The sequence below is a fragment of the Aeromicrobium sp. P5_D10 genome, assembly GCF_054049535.1.
In genome coordinates this window covers 20,998-36,929 of record NZ_JBFUME010000003.1, presented here as the reverse complement: position 1 = coordinate 36,929, position 15,932 = coordinate 20,998, and the positions used below count along the sequence as shown (strand labels likewise).

General features: G+C 64.8%; 14 protein-coding genes. 10 read left to right on the top strand and 4 right to left on the bottom strand.

Annotated elements, in window-relative coordinates:
• Nucleotides 1–103: 103 nt before the first annotated feature.
• Complete coding sequence (locus tag ACXJKC_RS05255) at nucleotides 104–1,051, bottom strand: LysR family transcriptional regulator (protein WP_456695630.1); 948 nt, start codon at nucleotides 1,049–1,051, stop codon at nucleotides 104–106.
• 65 nt (nucleotides 1,052–1,116) lie between these two features.
• Here ACXJKC_RS05255 and amaB point away from each other — a divergent pair, with 65 nt between their 5' ends.
• The 3 genes from amaB (at nucleotide 1,117) to ACXJKC_RS05240 (ending at nucleotide 6,118) form a co-directional block, all read left to right on the top strand.
• Nucleotides 1,117–2,622 carry an L-piperidine-6-carboxylate dehydrogenase gene (gene amaB / locus ACXJKC_RS05250; RefSeq protein ID WP_456695629.1) on the top strand — a complete coding sequence of 502 codons (1,506 nt, stop codon included), beginning with the start codon at nucleotides 1,117–1,119 and terminating at the stop codon, nucleotides 2,620–2,622.
• 74 nt (nucleotides 2,623–2,696) lie between these two features.
• A complete protein-coding gene (locus tag ACXJKC_RS05245; protein ID WP_456695628.1) occupies nucleotides 2,697–4,940 on the top strand; it encodes a thiamine pyrophosphate-dependent enzyme in 2,244 nt (747 codons plus the stop codon).
• A complete protein-coding gene (locus ACXJKC_RS05240) occupies nucleotides 4,937–6,118 on the top strand; it encodes an acyl-CoA dehydrogenase family protein (protein WP_456695627.1) in 1,182 nt (393 codons plus the stop codon). Before ACXJKC_RS05245 ends, ACXJKC_RS05240 begins: the two co-directional genes overlap by 4 nt.
• Here ACXJKC_RS05240 and ACXJKC_RS05235 read toward each other — a convergent pair.
• A complete protein-coding gene (locus ACXJKC_RS05235; RefSeq protein WP_456695626.1) occupies nucleotides 6,085–7,479 on the bottom strand; it encodes an FAD-dependent oxidoreductase in 1,395 nt (464 codons plus the stop codon). The two genes, ACXJKC_RS05240 and ACXJKC_RS05235, sit on opposite strands and share 34 nt — an antisense overlap.
• A gap of 144 nt (nucleotides 7,480–7,623) precedes the next feature.
• On the opposite strand from ACXJKC_RS05235, the gene ACXJKC_RS05230 reads away from it, so the two are divergent.
• From ACXJKC_RS05230 to fdxA, 4 genes are read left to right on the top strand one after another with little or no spacing between them, the layout of a single operon-like run.
• A complete protein-coding gene (locus tag ACXJKC_RS05230; RefSeq protein WP_456695625.1) occupies nucleotides 7,624–8,250 on the top strand; it encodes a superoxide dismutase in 627 nt (208 codons plus the stop codon).
• Between the two features lie 6 nt (nucleotides 8,251–8,256).
• Entirely contained in the window at nucleotides 8,257–8,742 is a 486-nt protein-coding gene (soxR, locus tag ACXJKC_RS05225) for a redox-sensitive transcriptional activator SoxR (protein ID WP_456695624.1), read from the top strand.
• Nucleotides 8,739–9,290 carry a flavin reductase family protein gene (locus ACXJKC_RS05220; protein ID WP_456695623.1) on the top strand — a complete coding sequence of 184 codons (552 nt, stop codon included), beginning with the start codon at nucleotides 8,739–8,741 and terminating at the stop codon, nucleotides 9,288–9,290. The genes soxR and ACXJKC_RS05220 overlap by 4 nt, the downstream gene beginning before the upstream one ends.
• A complete protein-coding gene (gene fdxA / locus ACXJKC_RS05215) occupies nucleotides 9,287–9,613 on the top strand; it encodes a ferredoxin (RefSeq protein ID WP_456695622.1) in 327 nt (108 codons plus the stop codon). The genes ACXJKC_RS05220 and fdxA overlap by 4 nt, the downstream gene beginning before the upstream one ends.
• A gap of 1 nt (nucleotide 9,614) precedes the next feature.
• Here fdxA and ACXJKC_RS05210 read toward each other — a convergent pair whose 3' ends face one another.
• A complete protein-coding gene (locus ACXJKC_RS05210; protein ID WP_456695621.1) occupies nucleotides 9,615–10,412 on the bottom strand; it encodes a response regulator transcription factor in 798 nt (265 codons plus the stop codon).
• A gap of 132 nt (nucleotides 10,413–10,544) precedes the next feature.
• On the opposite strand from ACXJKC_RS05210, the gene ACXJKC_RS05205 reads away from it, so the two are divergent.
• Nucleotides 10,545–12,167 carry an AMP-binding protein gene (locus ACXJKC_RS05205; RefSeq protein WP_456696143.1) on the top strand — a complete coding sequence of 541 codons (1,623 nt, stop codon included), beginning with the start codon at nucleotides 10,545–10,547 and terminating at the stop codon, nucleotides 12,165–12,167.
• A gap of 113 nt (nucleotides 12,168–12,280) precedes the next feature.
• Nucleotides 12,281–12,568, top strand: coding sequence for a hypothetical protein (locus ACXJKC_RS05200; RefSeq protein WP_456695620.1), 288 nt, complete (start codon nucleotides 12,281–12,283; stop codon nucleotides 12,566–12,568).
• An 18-nt stretch (nucleotides 12,569–12,586) separates the two neighbouring features.
• Here ACXJKC_RS05200 and ACXJKC_RS05195 read toward each other — a convergent pair whose 3' ends face one another.
• Nucleotides 12,587–13,471, bottom strand: coding sequence for a hypothetical protein (locus ACXJKC_RS05195; protein ID WP_456695619.1), 885 nt, complete (start codon nucleotides 13,469–13,471; stop codon nucleotides 12,587–12,589).
• Between the two features lie 69 nt (nucleotides 13,472–13,540).
• Between ACXJKC_RS05195 and ACXJKC_RS05190 the strand changes: the two genes are divergently transcribed.
• Nucleotides 13,541–15,931, top strand: coding sequence for an ATP-binding cassette domain-containing protein (locus tag ACXJKC_RS05190; protein ID WP_456695618.1), 2,391 nt, complete (start codon nucleotides 13,541–13,543; stop codon nucleotides 15,929–15,931).
• The last annotated feature ends 1 nt before the right edge of the window (nucleotide 15,932 follow it).

Genomic DNA, 15,932 nt, shown 5'->3' with positions numbered 1-15,932 from the left:
TTGATACCCGGTCACCTGTCATGGCAAACCGGAAATGTCCGCTCGCCTGGATCGGTAGCGCCGGATACGCGTGTCGCAGCCGCAGGAGTGAGTAGCTGCGCAGTCAGCGGGAAGTCGGACGCGCCGAACTGGTGATTGCGGGACTCCACCGCTGCAGTTCATCCAGGACGGCTCGGACGATCGGTCGGTTGGCCGAACCCGTACGGCTCACCGTGAGAACCCGTCTGTTCAGCTTCGTGCCGGACAAGGTATGGATCGACACCGCAGCCGCATCTGCCGCCACGGCGAGTCGCGGCAGGAGGGCGATGCCCTGACCTTGGGAGATCGACTCGACCAGGAGCAGCAGATCGTCGGTCTCCCAGTGGACGGTGGGTTCGAAGCCCTCGGCCTTGCAGGCGTGCCGCACAGCCGCGCCGCATGCGGCGTCGGAGGGCGGCATGACCCAGGCTTCAGCGCTCAGGTCCGCCAGGGTGAGCCCGGGCGGTGCCTCGAAGCCGGGCGCCGTCACGAGAACCAGCGGCTCGCTCAGGATCTCGTCGACCTGGAGGTAGTCGGGAAACGGGATGGGGACGTGATCGTAGATGTCGATGACGGCAAGATCGAGAGTTCCGTTGATGACCCGGTCGATGCTGGCTGCGGGCTCGAGTGAGGTGACGCTCAACTGGATATTGGGTGAGCCGTGCCGGAGTCGTTCGGCGGCAGGCAGCACGATCGACGATGCCGCCGACGTGATCGACCCGACCCTGACTCGTCCGGACAACTCATTGCTCAGTTGGTCCATCGCGGTCCGGGTCTCTTCGAGGAGCTGCAAGACCGCTTGCGCGTGCTCCACGAGGGTCTCGCCGGCACCTGTCAGTGCCACCCCCCGATGACCTCTGTCGAGCAGTGGTACGCCGGTCTCGCGCTCCAGGATCCCGATCTGCTGTGAGACCGCCGACGAGGTGATCCCCATGAATCGGGCTGCGGCGGCGATCGATCCGTGACGGGATACTTCGCGGAGCAGCCGCAGACGAGAGACGTCTGGAAGGCTTCGCTCGGGCACGACGGTCATTCTGTCACCATAAGATCAACTTACGTCACTTGCAAATATGTCGTAAGTCAAGAATGATGGCGAGCATGACAGACATCGCAACCCGAACTCGTGAGATTCTCCAGCGTCTCGGCGCCGGAGACCCGTTCAGCGACAGCGGAGAGCTGATCGCCCGATCGCCGATCGACGGCAGCGAGATCGGTCGCCTCAAGGCGCACACCGCCTCCGACGCCGCTCAGATCATCGGCCAGGCCCAGACCGCATATGAGTCGTGGCGCTCGGTTCCCGGCCCGATCCGCGGTCAGCTGGTTCGTGAACTCGGTGAGTTGCTGCGCGAGCACAAGGAAGATCTCGGCGCCCTGGTCTCGATCGAGGCCGGCAAGATCGTGTCCGAGGGCCTCGGCGAGGTCCAGGAGATGATCGACATCTGCGATCTCGGTGTCGGGCTCTCGCGGCAGCTGTTCGGTCTCACGATCGCTACGGAGCGCCCGGGCCACCGGATGATGGAGCAGTGGCACCCGCTGGGCGTCGTCGGCGTCATCACGGCCTTCAACTTCCCGGTCGCGGTGTGGTCGTGGAACACCGCTCTGGCTCTGGTGTGCGGTGATGCGGTCGTCTGGAAGCCGTCGGAGAAGACGCTGCTGACCGGTATCGCCTGCCAGGCGTTGATGAACGAGGCCGCCAAGCGCGCAGGTGCTCCTGCCGATATCGCGAGCCTGCTGATCGGCGACCGCGCCGTCGGTGAGGTCATGGTCGACGATCCACGGGTCGCGCTGGTTTCGGCGACCGGTTCGACCCGTATGGGTAAGGAAGTCGCCCCGCGTGTCGCCGGACGCCTGGGCCGCACCCTGCTGGAACTCGGCGGCAATAACGCCGCGATCGTCGCGCCCAGCGCCGACATCGATCTGGCCGTCCGCGGCATCGTGTTCTCGGCTGTCGGCACCGCTGGTCAGCGCTGCACCTCGCTGCGCCGGGTCATCGCCCACCACTCGATCAAGGACGAACTCGTCGAGCGCCTCCGTGCCGCCTATGAGACCTTGCCCATCGGATCGCCCTTGGATGCCAAGACACTGGTCGGGCCGCTGATCGACGAGGGTGCCTTCGACGGATTCAGCCGCGCGATCGATTCGGCCAAGGCCGACGGCGGCGCCGTCGTGACGGGCGGCGATCGGGCCGAGGTCGCAGGCGACGGCTACTACGTCCGTCCGGCGATCATCGACATGCCCAAGCAGACCGAGATCGTCAAGACCGAGACATTCGCGCCGCTGCTGTACGTCCTGGGATACGACGAGCTCGACGAAGCCATCGAGTTGCACAACGAGGTCGCCCAGGGGCTGTCGTCGGCGATCTTCACCCTCAACGTGCGTGAAGCCGAGCTGTTCATGTCGGCGACCGGATCCGACTGCGGCATCGCCAACGTCAATATCGGTCCCTCAGGAGCGGAGATCGGCGGGGCGTTCGGCGGCGAGAAGGAGACCGGCGGAGGGCGCGAATCGGGCTCCGACGCCTGGAAGGCCTACATGCGTCGCACGACCAACACGATCAACTACTCGACAGAACTGCCACTCGCGCAGGGCGTCGAATTCGTCTGAGTCGAGATGGCTGACGAACTGTCCGACACCGATCCGGATCGACGCCGTGGTATCGATCCGATCGGAGTGCGTTGATGATCGAGACCATCGATGAGCACTTCATCCGCAGGATCGCCGAGTGGTCGAGCGGTGGGCCGGGCAGTGGGGAGTACGCCGATCCGGCGGCGGAGGCGATCGAACCGCAGCGGCTGATCGCGTACTTCGATGCCCAGATCCAGAGCAGGCACCTGGATCTCGCGGCTCGATGGCTGCAATCGCGAGGCGAGGGCTTCTACACGATCGGATCGGCGGGGCACGAGAGCAATGCGGCGGTCGCGATGGCGCTGCGAGTCGATGATCCGGCTCTGTTGCACTACCGATCGGGGGGTTTCTACGCGGCACGGGCCCAACAGGTCCCGGCGTCGACGCCGATCGAGGACGTTCTGCGGAGCTTCTCGACGTCCACCCATGACCCGATCTCGGGTGGACGGCACAAGGTGTTCGGCAATCGGGCGCTGTCCATCATCCCGCAGACGTCGACGATCGGTTCACATCTTCCCCGGGCATTCGGCTTGGGCTTCTCGCTGGGACGTGCGGCCGCGTCGAGGATCGCCACGCCCTGGCCCGACGATGCGATCGTCGTGACGAGCTTCGGTGATGCCTCGGCGAATCACTCGACCACGGTCGGTGCGCTCAACGCGGTCGCGTACTGCGCGCATCAGGGTGTCGAGGTGCCGGTGCTCTTGGTATGTGAAGACAATGGCATCGGCATCAGCACGCGGACCCCCGCCGGATGGATAGAAAGTTCGCTGTCGCGCTATCCCACGATCGAGTATTTCGCTGCTGACGGGACTCGACCGGCCGAGGCGATCATGAAGGCCGCCGAGGCCGCGCAGTGGGTTCGAGGATCGCGTCGTCCGGCGATCCTGCATCTGCGGACCGTGCGATTCATGGGACATGCCGGCTCCGACGCTGAGCTCGGCTACCGGTCCCGGACCGACATCTTGAAGGACTACAGCAAGGACCCGCTGATCTGCACCGCGGCGAGCCTGATCGAGACGGGCCTCATGGACGCGGCCGAGGTCCTTGCGCGATACGAGGCGATGCGCGTTCGCGTCATGGAAGCGGCGGCTCGGGTCGTGGGTGATGATCGCTTGTCGACGGCCGAGGCGGTCATGCAGCCGTTGACTCAGCGTCGCCCCGGTGAGGTCCGTCGTGCGGCGGCGGTCGCATCCGACTCGCGTCCGGAGTCCTTCGGTGGAAAACTTCCCGAGAACGAAGCGGCGCTGAATCTGTCGTCGTCGATCAATGCGACTCTGACCGACATCCTGGCCGCTTGGCCGCAGGCCACGGTGTTCGGCGAGGATGTGGCCGTGAAGGGCGGCGTGTACGGCGTCACGAGAGGTCTGCGCAAGAGGTTCGGCGCGGCTCGGGTGTTCGACACACTTCTCGACGAACAGACCATCCTCGGCACGGCACTCGGTGCGGCATTGGCCGGTGCGCTGCCTATTCCGGAGATCCAGTACCTCGCCTATCTGCACAATGCCGAGGATCAGATCCGTGGCGAAGCGGCGACGCTGAAGTTCTTCTCGAACTCGCAGTACTCCAACGGAATGGTCGTCCGCGTGGCCGGTCTTGCCTACCAGAAAGGGTTCGGCGGGCACTTCCACAATGACAACTCGATCGCGGTCCTGCGCGATATCCCCGGGATCGTCGTCGCGGTGCCGAGCCATGCCCGCGAAGTGCCCGCGCTGCTGCGCACCTGTGTCGCGCTGGCGGCGGAAGAAGGACGGGTCTGCATCTTCTTGGAGCCCATTGCGCTCTATCACACGCGCGATCTGTTCGAAGGTGACGAAAAGTGGCTCGCGCCGTACGCGTCCCCTCAGCCGACCGATGCTGATGTCGAGGTGTTCGGCAAGACCACGCTCCACGGTTCTGGCGAAGACCTGCTCCTGATCACGTTCGGCAACGGGGTTCGTATGAGTCGGCGCGCGGTCGCGCGACTGGAAGAGTCGGAAATCGGGTGCACCGTGATGGACCTGCGGTGGCTGTGCCCGCTTCCCGAGGACGAGATCGCTCTGCACGCCGCGAGATTCGACCGCGTACTGGTCGTCGACGAAACCAGGCGGAGCGGGGGTGTGGCCGAAGGGGTGCTCTCCGTGCTTTCCGATCACGGGCATCGTGGCGTGTCGATGCGCGTCTCCAGCCGTGACACCTTCATTCCCTTGGGCCCCTCGGCAGAGCAGGTTCTGCTGTCCGAGGACGATATCGTGCGCGCCGCTGACGCCCTCTGCTCGCTACCGCCTCATCCGTTCACTGCCCCTGGAGGCATCCGATGAATTCCGCACCGACCATCAATCCCGTTGACCTCGTGGATATCGACAGATTCCTGTCGCCTGAGGAACTGGCCGTCCGCGATTCGGTGCGGCGTGCGTGTGCCGATCTTGTCGATCCGTATGTGGCCGACTGGTACGAACAGGGCACGATCCCTGACATTCGCGCTCTCGCCCAGGAGCTCGGCAAGGTCGGCGTGCTCGGCATGCATCTCGAAGGCTACGGTTGCGCCGGAATGAGCGCGACGGAGTACGGAATCGCGTGCCTCGAGCTGGAGGCGTCCGATTCGGGAATCCGGTCACTCGTCTCGGTCCAAGGATCGCTGGCGATGTTCGCGATCCATCACTTCGGATCCGAAGAGCAGAAGCAGGAATGGCTTCCACGGATGGCAACCGGCGAGGCGATCGGCTGCTTCGGATTGACTGAGCCCGACCACGGATCCGATCCGGGAAATATGCGGACCCGCGCGCGTCGCGACGGGGACGACTGGGTGCTCAGCGGTCAGAAGATGTGGATCACCAACGGCAGCGTCGCGGACGTCGCGGTCGTGTGGGCGCAGACCGATCAAGGCATTCGCGGGTTCGTGGTCCCGACCGACACGGCGGGGTTCTCGACCCGTGTCATCAAGCACAAGATGTCGCTGCGCGCGTCGATCACCAGCGAACTGATCCTGGAGGATGTGCGGTTGCCCGCTTCGGCGGTTCTCGGCGATGTGATCGGCCTTCGCGGACCCTTGTCGTGCCTCAACGAGGCGCGATACGGCATCGTCTGGGGATCGCTCGGAGCGGCTCGATCCTCGTACGAGTGTGCTTTGGACTACGCCAACAACCGGCTGCAGTTCGGCAAGCCGATCTCCGGCTTCCAGCTGACCCAGCAGAAGCTGGTCGACATGGCACTCGAACTGACCAAGGGCAGCCTGCTGGCTGTGCAGCTCGGCCGGCTCAAGGACGCCGGGGTCATTCGACCTCAACAGGTCAGCCTGGGCAAGCTGAACAATGTGCGCGAAGCCCTCGACATCTGCCGGACGGCGCGCACGATCCTGGGTGCCAACGGGATCTCTCTGGAGTATCCGGTGATCCGGCACATGAACAATCTCGAATCGGTTCTGACGTATGAGGGCACCGTTGAGATGCACACCTTGATCGTGGGTCAGGCGATCACGGGCCAGGCCGCCTTCTCCTGATCGACGGAGGCCTGTAGGCCGATGCGGACCAGATCGTCGCGGTCGACGATCTTGGTCCGGGTCCTGCCTCTGGCGCGGCCGGCGTCCTGTTCGGCTTCGTCGATCCGATACCAACCGGAGATGTCGAACGTCTGAGCGTGCAATCTGCCCAGGACCTGGTCGACCGCGCCGGTGTCTCGGGGCGGGAGCGATCCGAGGCTGCTCATCATGGTCTGCACGCTCTGCCGGGCATCGGATTTGGTCGAGCCGATCAGGCCGACGCAACCGCGCTTGATCCAGCCGGTGACGAAGACGCCGGGCAGTGGGCTGCGATCCGGGCCCAGCACCGCTCCGGTGTTGTGGGGGATGGTTCGACTCCTGGCGTCGAACGGCAGGCCGTCGATCGGCTCGCTGGCGTAGCCGATCGCACGATAGAGCGACTGCACGTGGTGCACGGTCGTGATGCCCGTATTCGCATAGTGGCCCAGATGGTTGGCCGCGGTGCGGATGGTTCGGAGCCCTTCCACCCGGGTGCTGCCGAGAACCTCGATCGGCGCCTCGAAGAAGTGCAGGTGAATACGGCGCTCGGCATCGCGGGCCTCGGCGGGATCGCGGTGTGCCCAGCTCTCGAGAGTCTCGAAGACGTGTCGATTTGCAGTGAACTGGCCGATGACCCGTTCGACGTACTCGTCCCGGTGGACGTCCTCGGGATCGACGATGACCCGCAGCCCGGCGATCTCATCGAGCTCGCGCAGCTCGCCGACTGAGAACCGGGCATCGGCCGGTCCACGTCTGGCGAAGATGTGCACATCACGCGCGGCATTGTGGCTGAAAGCGGTCATGACATTGTCCGAGACATCGGTGGTCTGGAGTTCGTTCGGGGGACGCACGAGCATTCGCGCGACGTCCAACGCGACATTCCCGGCGCCGATCACCGCCACGTCGGTCGCGGTCAGATCCCAGCTGGTCGGGACATCGGGGTGGCTGTCGTACCAGGACACGAACTCAGCCGAGCCATGCGATCCGAGCAGATCCACACCGGGCAGGTCGAGCGGGACGTCGTGATTGGCGCCGGTGGCCACGATGACGGCGTCATAGGCTTCGCGCAGCTCCTCGATCGAGATGTCACGACCGATCTGCACATTGCAGAACAGCCGGACCCGAGGGTCGGCCAGCATGGGGTGCAGGGAGTCGATGATGGCCTTGATCCTCGGATGGTCCGGCGAGACGCCGTACCTGACCAATCCGTAGGGGGCGGGCAGCTTCTCGAACATATCGATCCGCATGGTCGAGTCGAGTTCGGCCGCGATTCCAGCTGCGTAGATTCCGGCCGGACCGGCACCGATGACGGCGATGTGCGGACGGGATTTCACGATGGTCATGCGTCGGAACGTACGTCCTCAACCACGGTTGAGATCAAATCCGGCCCACCGGATGGTGACGTCCCCCACATCCGGCCACGAATGGCTTGACCTCAACAATGGTTGAGGTCGTAGTTTCGAGGCATCGACGAAAGGACGCCCAACATGGCGATCTACACACTGCCTGATCTTCCCTATGACTACAGCGCTCTCGATCCGCACATCAGCGGCAAGATCATGGAGTTGCACCACGACAAACATCACGCCGCCTACGTCACCGGCGCGAACGCCGCCGTCGAGGCGTTGGAGGATGCGCGCGACAGAGATGACTTCGCGGCAGTCAACCTGTTCGAGAAGAACCTCGCATTCCACCTCGGTGGGCACACCAACCACATCGTCTTCTGGGAGAACCTCTCACCGGATGGCGGCGGTGAACCCGAGGGAGAGCTGGCAGCGGCCATCGCCGAACAGTTCGGCACCTTTGCCGCCTTCCAGAAGCATTTCGGTGCGACCGCGGCAGGCATCCAGGGATCGGGTTGGGCGGTTCTCGCGTGGGATTCGATCGGCCAACGGCTCACGATCTTCCAGCTGTTCGACCAGCAGGCCAATGTGCCGGTCGGAGTCGTCCCGCTGTTGATGCTCGACATGTGGGAGCACGCCTTCTACCTCGACTACCTCAACGTCAAGGCCGACTACGTCAAGGCGTTCTGGCAGATCGCGAACTGGCAGGACGTCGCTGCGCGGTTCGACCGGGCGCGGACCAGCACAGCAGGCCTGATCGTTCCTGTCTGACCCGTCATGAGTCAGCACCCGGGCCCCGAGGATCTGCTCGGCATCGGCGAAGTCGTGGCGCGCACCGGAGTGCCGATCTCGGCACTGCACTTCTACGAGCGCCAAGGACTCATCGACGCCGAGCGGGGCCCGGGCAATCACCGTTTGTACCGGCGACACATGCTGCGCCGGATCTCCTTGATCCTGGTGGCCAAGCGGATCGGGGTCCCACTGACCGAAGTCGCTGAGATCTTCGCGGCGCTGCCTGATGAGCAGGCACCCACACAAGACCAATGGACCCAGGTCTCACGCGGTTGGCGTCGAAGGCTCGAAAGCCAGCGCCACATGATCGAGAGCCTGGAACGTGAGCTCATCGGCTGCATCGGGTGCGGCTGTCTGTCCATGAAGGCGTGCGGCCTGCTCAATCCGGACGATGACCTCAGCAATCGAGGACCCGGACCGGTCCGGCTCGATCTGGACCCGGGTGCTCCACATTCGAAAGGAAATCCATGACCGCCGACGGTGTATTCCCCGCCGCCGAGACCTCGGAAAAGACCCAGCTGTTCAAGGCGGCGTTCCGTCGCTACTCAGCGGGGGTCTCCCTCGTGACCGCGAAGGCCGGGGACCGATGGTTCGGACTGACCGCGTCGAGTGTCGCGTCGGTATCGGCCGATCCGCCGATGCTGTCGTTCTCGATGCCGAAGAACGGCAGCAGCGCCGAGAGGATCGCCGAGGCCGCCAGTGTGGGGATCCACCTGTTGCCGGTTGGCAGGACCGATCTGGCCGAAGCCTTCGCTCGTCGCGGCGGTCCGCGCTTCACGCCCGATCAGGGCTGGAAGCTCGACGACGAAGGTCAGCTCTATCTTCCCGACTCGCTGGCTACGCTGACGGGGAAGCCGCAGCATGTCCTGCCCGCAGGGGCTTCATCCTTGGTGGTGCTGGGCGTTCGAGCGATCTTTGTCGGTCCGGTTGCCGAGCCGTTGACCTACCAGGACGGGACGTTCCGCGGTCTGGGTCGACCCGCAGTGTTGTCATTTCTTGATCGAGGAGTTGCCGGATGACGTACGTGATCGCTGAGCCATGTGTGGACCTCAAGGACCGGGCCTGCGTCGACGAGTGTCCCGTGGACTGCATCTACGAGGGGAAGCGGATGCTGTACGTGCACCCCGACGAGTGTGTCGACTGCGGCGCCTGTGAGCCGGTGTGTCCGGTCGAGGCGATCTTCTACGAGGACGACACCCCCAAAGTGTGGAAGGACGACTACTACGCTGCGAATGTGCACTTCTTCGACGCGCTCGGATCTCCGGGTGGCGCTTCGAAGCTGGGAGTCATCGACCACGATCACGAGTTCATCGCCACACTGCCGGCCGATATCTCTCAGTGAGTCACGGCAACAGCCCGAACTTGCGGGCATGGGCAACGGCCTGATGCCGATTTCCTGCGTCCAGACGACGCATGGCTGACTGGAGATAGCTTTTGACGGTATCGGTCGACAGGCCGAGCCGGAGCGCGGTTTCGGCATTGCTGCAGCCGAGGGCGACGAGGGCGAGCACATCTGTCTGGCGGGCCGTGAGCTCAGGTCCGTGTGGCCTCGGCGAGGTGAACCGCGACAAAACGCGTTCGAGGTCGTCGCGCAAGACGGACTTCTCGGCGTCGCGACTGATCTCGCGTAGCTCGGCGTACAGTTCGCGGACGTCTTCGCGAGGTCCGTCGAGTGGAGCGGGTGTCGAACCGGCCCCGAGCGCAGTGACTCGCCGCTCGACCTCGTCGCGGATGTCGATCTCCCGTGCGATCTTGGCGGCGGCCTGATGGAGACGACTGATCATCGCCTGGCCGATCGTCCCCTCACCGCGGGTTCCCCCGTAGATCAATCCGCGCACCTGCTCGCGCACCACGAGCGGCGACACCACGACCGAGGTCAGCCGTTCGCTGCGTACCGCGTCGTCGTACTGATGGCTGATCTGGTCGTAGGCGAAGTAGTCGATCGTCTCTACGCTCGACTTTCGTTGCCACGCCAGGCCGCCGAGACCCAGCGACGGACGGATCCGGACTCTGCTCAGCATCTTGTCGAGATTGCCTGCACCATGGCGCAACATGATCGTGTCGCCTTGCAGAAGTCCGCCGAAGACGATCGGCAGGCCTGAGCGCTGACGGGTCGCTCGGACCGCTTGGGCGAGATACACATCATCGTCTGGTCGAAAGGACGGATCGATGGGTTGTACCTCCTTTCGGACCTAGCGGAGCCGATGATTAACGGGGCAGGCTGTGTCGGGAGTCACATTCTATCCAGCACATGAGGAGACACCGTGGCAGTGATGGCCAGCCAGGACGCAGGACCCACCGATCTGCAGCTGATCGACACGACTATCGGGCAGAACCTCGCGAAGACCGTCGAGGCCCACGGCGAGCGTGAGGCGCTCGTCGAATGCGCCACGAGCCGTCGGTGGACATATTCCGAGCTCGCGGCGGCTGTCGACGAGGTCGCCCTCGGTCTGCTCGATCTCGGCGTCGTGGCAGGTGACCGGGTCGGCATGTGGGCTCCGAACTGCGCGGAATGGGTTCTGACCCAGTACGCGACAGCACGGATCGGCGCAGTGTTGGTCAACATCAATCCGGCCTATCGCACGCATGAACTGTCGTTCGTCATGGGGCAGTCGGGTCTCCGCGCGATCGTCGCGGTGCCGGAGTTCAAGGGGGCGAGCTTCGCCGACATGATCGAGGAGTCCAGGGCGGCCAATCCGGCCTTGACCGATGTTGTCCTGATCGGCGAACCGTCGTGGGACGCACTGGTCGCGGCGGGGCGGGCAGGTGACGTCGCAGACCTCGACGAGATCGCAGCAGGCCTGTCGGCGGATGATCCGATCAATATCCAGTACACGTCGGGGACGACTGGTTTCCCGAAGGGCGCGACGCTGTCGCACCGCAATATCCTCAACAACGGCTGGTTCGTCGGTGAGCTGATCAATTACACCGAGCAGGACAGGGTCTGCATCCCCGTGCCGTTCTACCACTGCTTCGGGATGGTCATGGGCAATCTGGGAGCCACGACGCACGGTGCCGCGATGGTGATCCCCGCGCCGGCGTTCGACCCGTCGGCGACGCTTCGAGCGACCGCGGACGAGAGGTGCACTTCGCTGTACGGCGTCCCGACGATGTTCATCGCGATGCTGGATCTTCCCGACTTCGACTCCTACGATCTCGGCTCCTTACGAACCGGCATCATGGCGGGTTCTCCGTGCCCGGTGGAGACCATGAAACAGGTCATCGAGCGGATGGGCGCCGAGGACATCTCGATCTGTTACGGGATGACCGAGACTTCGCCGGTGTCGACTCAGACCCGTACGGATGACAGCCTCGAGCGACGAGTCTCGACGGTGGGGCGGGTCGGGCCGCACCTCGAGATCAAGATCGTCGACCCGCTGACCGGCGCCGTCGTCCCGCGTGGCGAAGCCGGCGAGCTGTGCACGCGCGGCTATTCGGTGATGCTCGGCTATTGGGAGCAGCCCGACAAGACTGCCGAGGCGATCGACACCGAGGGCTGGATGCACACCGGCGACCTCGCAGTCATGGACGCCGACGGCTACGTCGGCATCACGGGCCGGATCAAGGACCTGGTGATCCGCGGGGGCGAGAACATCTATCCGCGGGAGATAGAGGAGTTCGTCATGACCCATCCCGATGTGCTTGACGTCCAGGTCGTCGGCGTCCCTGACTCCAAGTACGGTGAGGAGGTCATGGCCTGGGTGCGGATGAAGGCAGACACGGTCCCGCTCGACGCGCAACGGCTCAGAGAGTTCTGCCGCGGACGCCTCGCGCACTACAAGATCCCTCGCTACGTCGAGGTTGTCGACGAGTTCCCGATGACGGTCACCGGGAAGGTGCGCAAGGTCGAACTGCGTGAGACGGCTGCCCGGCTCCTGGCCGACAGCGGCCGATGAGCTTCTGATCACAATCGCGGGTATTTCACGACGTTTGGCGTAAGAGGCGCGACCTTGAGACGTCTCTGTATCGGAAGGTCGGTCACGATCCGATCCGAACTGTGAGGGGCGCAATGGTGATGGACGACGGGGAGTCGGTCATGGGCGAGGGTATGCCCGCGGCAGAGTTCTTGCTGATGGAGCGGATCCTGCAGCAGGAGTGTGCCGAGGTGGATCGTCCGCATGTCGTGATCTGCCGCGTGCCGGGGACTGGAGTCGTCTCCTATCAGGGGCCGTTCGCCACGGGTATGGATGCGATGATCGCTGCGGATCGGGAAGCGGCCGTCGAGGGAAGTTCCGACGATGCTGCCGAGTTCTCCGTCGCCCCGTTGCACCCCTTCGACGGTCCGGTATCAGCCTGAGGGAGTGGCTGACCGGACCTAGGGTGTCGCCTCGTCGACTCGGCGAAGCGCCCGATCGACCGCGGCGGCCGCGGAGCGCCGCCGTCTCTCGGCCGTCTTCAGGCCGGCTCTACGGTCGGCGTCGTCACGTAGCGCGATGGCCAGCCGCCGCTCGACATCGGCCAGCTCTTCGCGCAATCGTTCGCGTTGTTCCTTCAGCTCGGCATGAGCGGCCTGGGCGGTTTCAGAGTCCTTGACTGCTTGCTCGAGCTCACGCTGGATCGTGCGCGCCGAGTCCTGTGCCTCTTCCAGCTCGACTTCGGCCCTGCGCAGCGCCTCGACCTGCGCCGCGGTTGGCCCGGTCGGGCGCTGCGCTGCCCGGTGGGCCGGGGGCGCGGTCTGCGTCGGCACCTGCACGTCCAGTGCTGATGCGCCGGCCACGTCGACCTCGCTGAACCCGCCGGCCGACAGCGCCCTCACCAGAACCCCCGCCTGCACGATCGCCGCGGCTCGAGGGTCGATGATCGCGGCCCAGACGGTCTGTTCGACGTCGCGCAGGGTCGCGGCGGTGGCTGCCTTGCCAGATCGGACCGCCTCCTCGCCTGCCGCGGTGACCCAGCGGGCGACGAGTTCGCGGCGTTCTCGGCCCAGATCACGAAGTGTGGCGGCATCGGTCTGCGCGGTCCGCAGCCGCGTGCCGAGATCGACGACCTCGTCGGTCAGATCGGGCACGTTGCGCACGACACGATTGACGAGAGCAGCGGCTGCGGTCGGCTTCTTGAAGGCAGCGACCTGTCGGGCGGCATCGTCGTCGCCGCTCTTCTTCAGTTCGCGCACCTGCTGGTTGCGGGCGTCGACGAAGTCGGGTGGTGCAGCCGCGTACAGCGACCGGGCCACGTCCCAGAGCAACGAGTCGCCAGCCATGGCGACACGGTACGTCACGGCGGGAGACGTTGCAGAGAGGCGACGTGGCACAGCAGAATCGTTGACATCATGACGACTGACGAGATTTCCCCTCAGCTCCATCCCGCCGACGGCCACGATCTGATCCGCGTGCACGGTGCCCGGGTCAACAACCTCAAAGATGTCAGCATCGAGATCCCCAAACGTCGTCTGACGGTTTTCACGGGCGTGTCGGGATCGGGCAAGAGCTCGTTGGTGTTCGGCACGATCGCGGCCGAGTCGCAGCGCATGATCAACGAGACGTACAGCTCGTTCGTCCAGGGCTTCATGCCGACGCTGTCGCGCCCCGACGTCGATGTGCTCGACGGCCTGACGACCGCGATCATCGTGGGTCAAGAGCGCATGGGCTCCGATCCGCGTTCGACAGTCGGCACCGCGACCGATGCCAATGCGATGCTGCGGATCCTGTTCAGTCGCCTGGGTGAGCCGCACATCGGATCGTCGCAGGCGTTCAGCTTCAACGTCGCGTCGATCTCGGGTGCGGGCGCGGTCACGATCGAGAAGGCCGGCAACACGACTAAGGAGCGGCGAAGCTTCAGCGTGACGGGCGGCATGTGCAGCCGTTGTGAGGGGCGGGGGTCGGTCAACGACTTCGATCTGACGGCGTTGTTCGACGACACCAAGACCCTCAACGAAGGCGCGATCACGGTGCCCGGCTACAGCATGGAGGGGTGGCAGGGCCGCATCCTGCGCGGCTGCGGATTCTTCGATCCCGACAAGCCGATCGCCGCATTCAGCAAGAAAGAGCTGGCCGATCTCCTGTACAAGGAGCCGGTCAAGCTCAAGATCGAAGGCATCAACCTGACCTACCAAGGTCTGATCCCGCAGATCCAGAAGTCCTTCCTGGCCAAGGACGTCGAGGCGATGCAGCCGCACATCCGAGCATTCGTCGAACGGGCCATCACGTTCACGACCTGCCCAGACTGTGATGGCACCCGGCTCAGCGCGCTGGCCCGGTCGTCCAAGATCCGCGGCATGAGCATCGCGGATCTGTGCGCGATGCAGATCAGCGACCTCGCCGACTGGATCAAGAAGCTCGACGAACCTTCGGTGGCGCCGTTGTTGAAATCACTGGGGGAGACACTCGACTCATTCGTCGACATCGGGTTGGGTTATCTCGGTCTCGACCGGCCCGCCGGAACGTTGTCGGGCGGCGAGGCGCAGCGCACCAAGATGATCCGTCACCTCGGCTCCGCGTTGACCGATGTGACCTATGTCTTCGACGAGCCGTCGATCGGGCTGCATCCGCATGACATCGCGCGGATGAACGAACTGCTGTTGCAACTGCGCGACAAAGGCAACACGGTCCTGGTCGTCGAGCACAAGCCCGAGACGATCGCGATCGCCGATCGGGTCGTCGATCTGGGGCCACGCGCCGGCACAGCGGGCGGTGAGATCGTGTTCGAGGGGACGCTGGAAGGCCTGCGGGCGAGCGACACCCTCACCGGACGGCATCTGGACGACCGAGCGGCCGTCAAGGCCGAGGTCCGCACCCCGACAGGAACACTGGAGGTGCGCGGCGCCGACACCCACAATCTTCAAAATGTCGACGTCGACATCCCGCTCGGTGCCCTGGTCGTGGTGACGGGCGTCGCCGGATCCGGCAAGAGTTCGCTGATCCACGGCTCGGTCGCCGGACGGGAAGGCGTCGTCGTGGTCGACCAGACCGCGATCAAAGGCTCACGTCGCAGTAACCCGGCGACCTACACCGGACTGCTCGAACCCATCCGCAAGGCATTCGCGAAGGCCAACGGAGTCAAACCGGGACTGTTCAGCGCCAACTCCGACGGCGCGTGCCCGGCCTGCAAGGGAGCAGGCGTCATCTACACCGACCTGGCGATCATGGCCGGCGTCGAGACGGTATGCGTGGAATGCGAGGGCAAGCGCTTCGGTGCAGAGGTGCTCGAGTACACGTTCGGCGGCAAGGACATCAGCCAAGTGCTCGCGATGCCCGTGGCCGAGGCGGTCGAGTTCTTCGGCGACGGCGACGCCAAGATTCCCGCCGCCCACAAGATCCTGACCCGGCTCGACGATGTCGGACTCGGCTACGTCAGTCTCGGCCAGCCGCTCACGACGCTGTCCGGCGGCGAACGGCAGCGGCTCAAGTTGGCCACTCGCATGGCCGACGGCGGCAGTGTCTACATCCTCGACGAGCCCACGACAGGGCTACATCTGGCCGATGTCGAACAGTTGCTCGGCCTGCTCGACCGCCTTGTCGATGCCGGCAAGTCGGTTGTCGTGATCGAGCACCATCAGGCGGTCATGGCCCACGCCGACTGGATCATCGATCTGGGCCCGGGAGCCGGTCACGAGGGTGGCCGGATCGTGTTCCAGGGCACCCCCGCGGACCTGATCGCCGATGCCTCGACTCTGACCGGCCAGCACCTGGCCGAATACGTCGCCGTCGAATCCGCGGGATGAC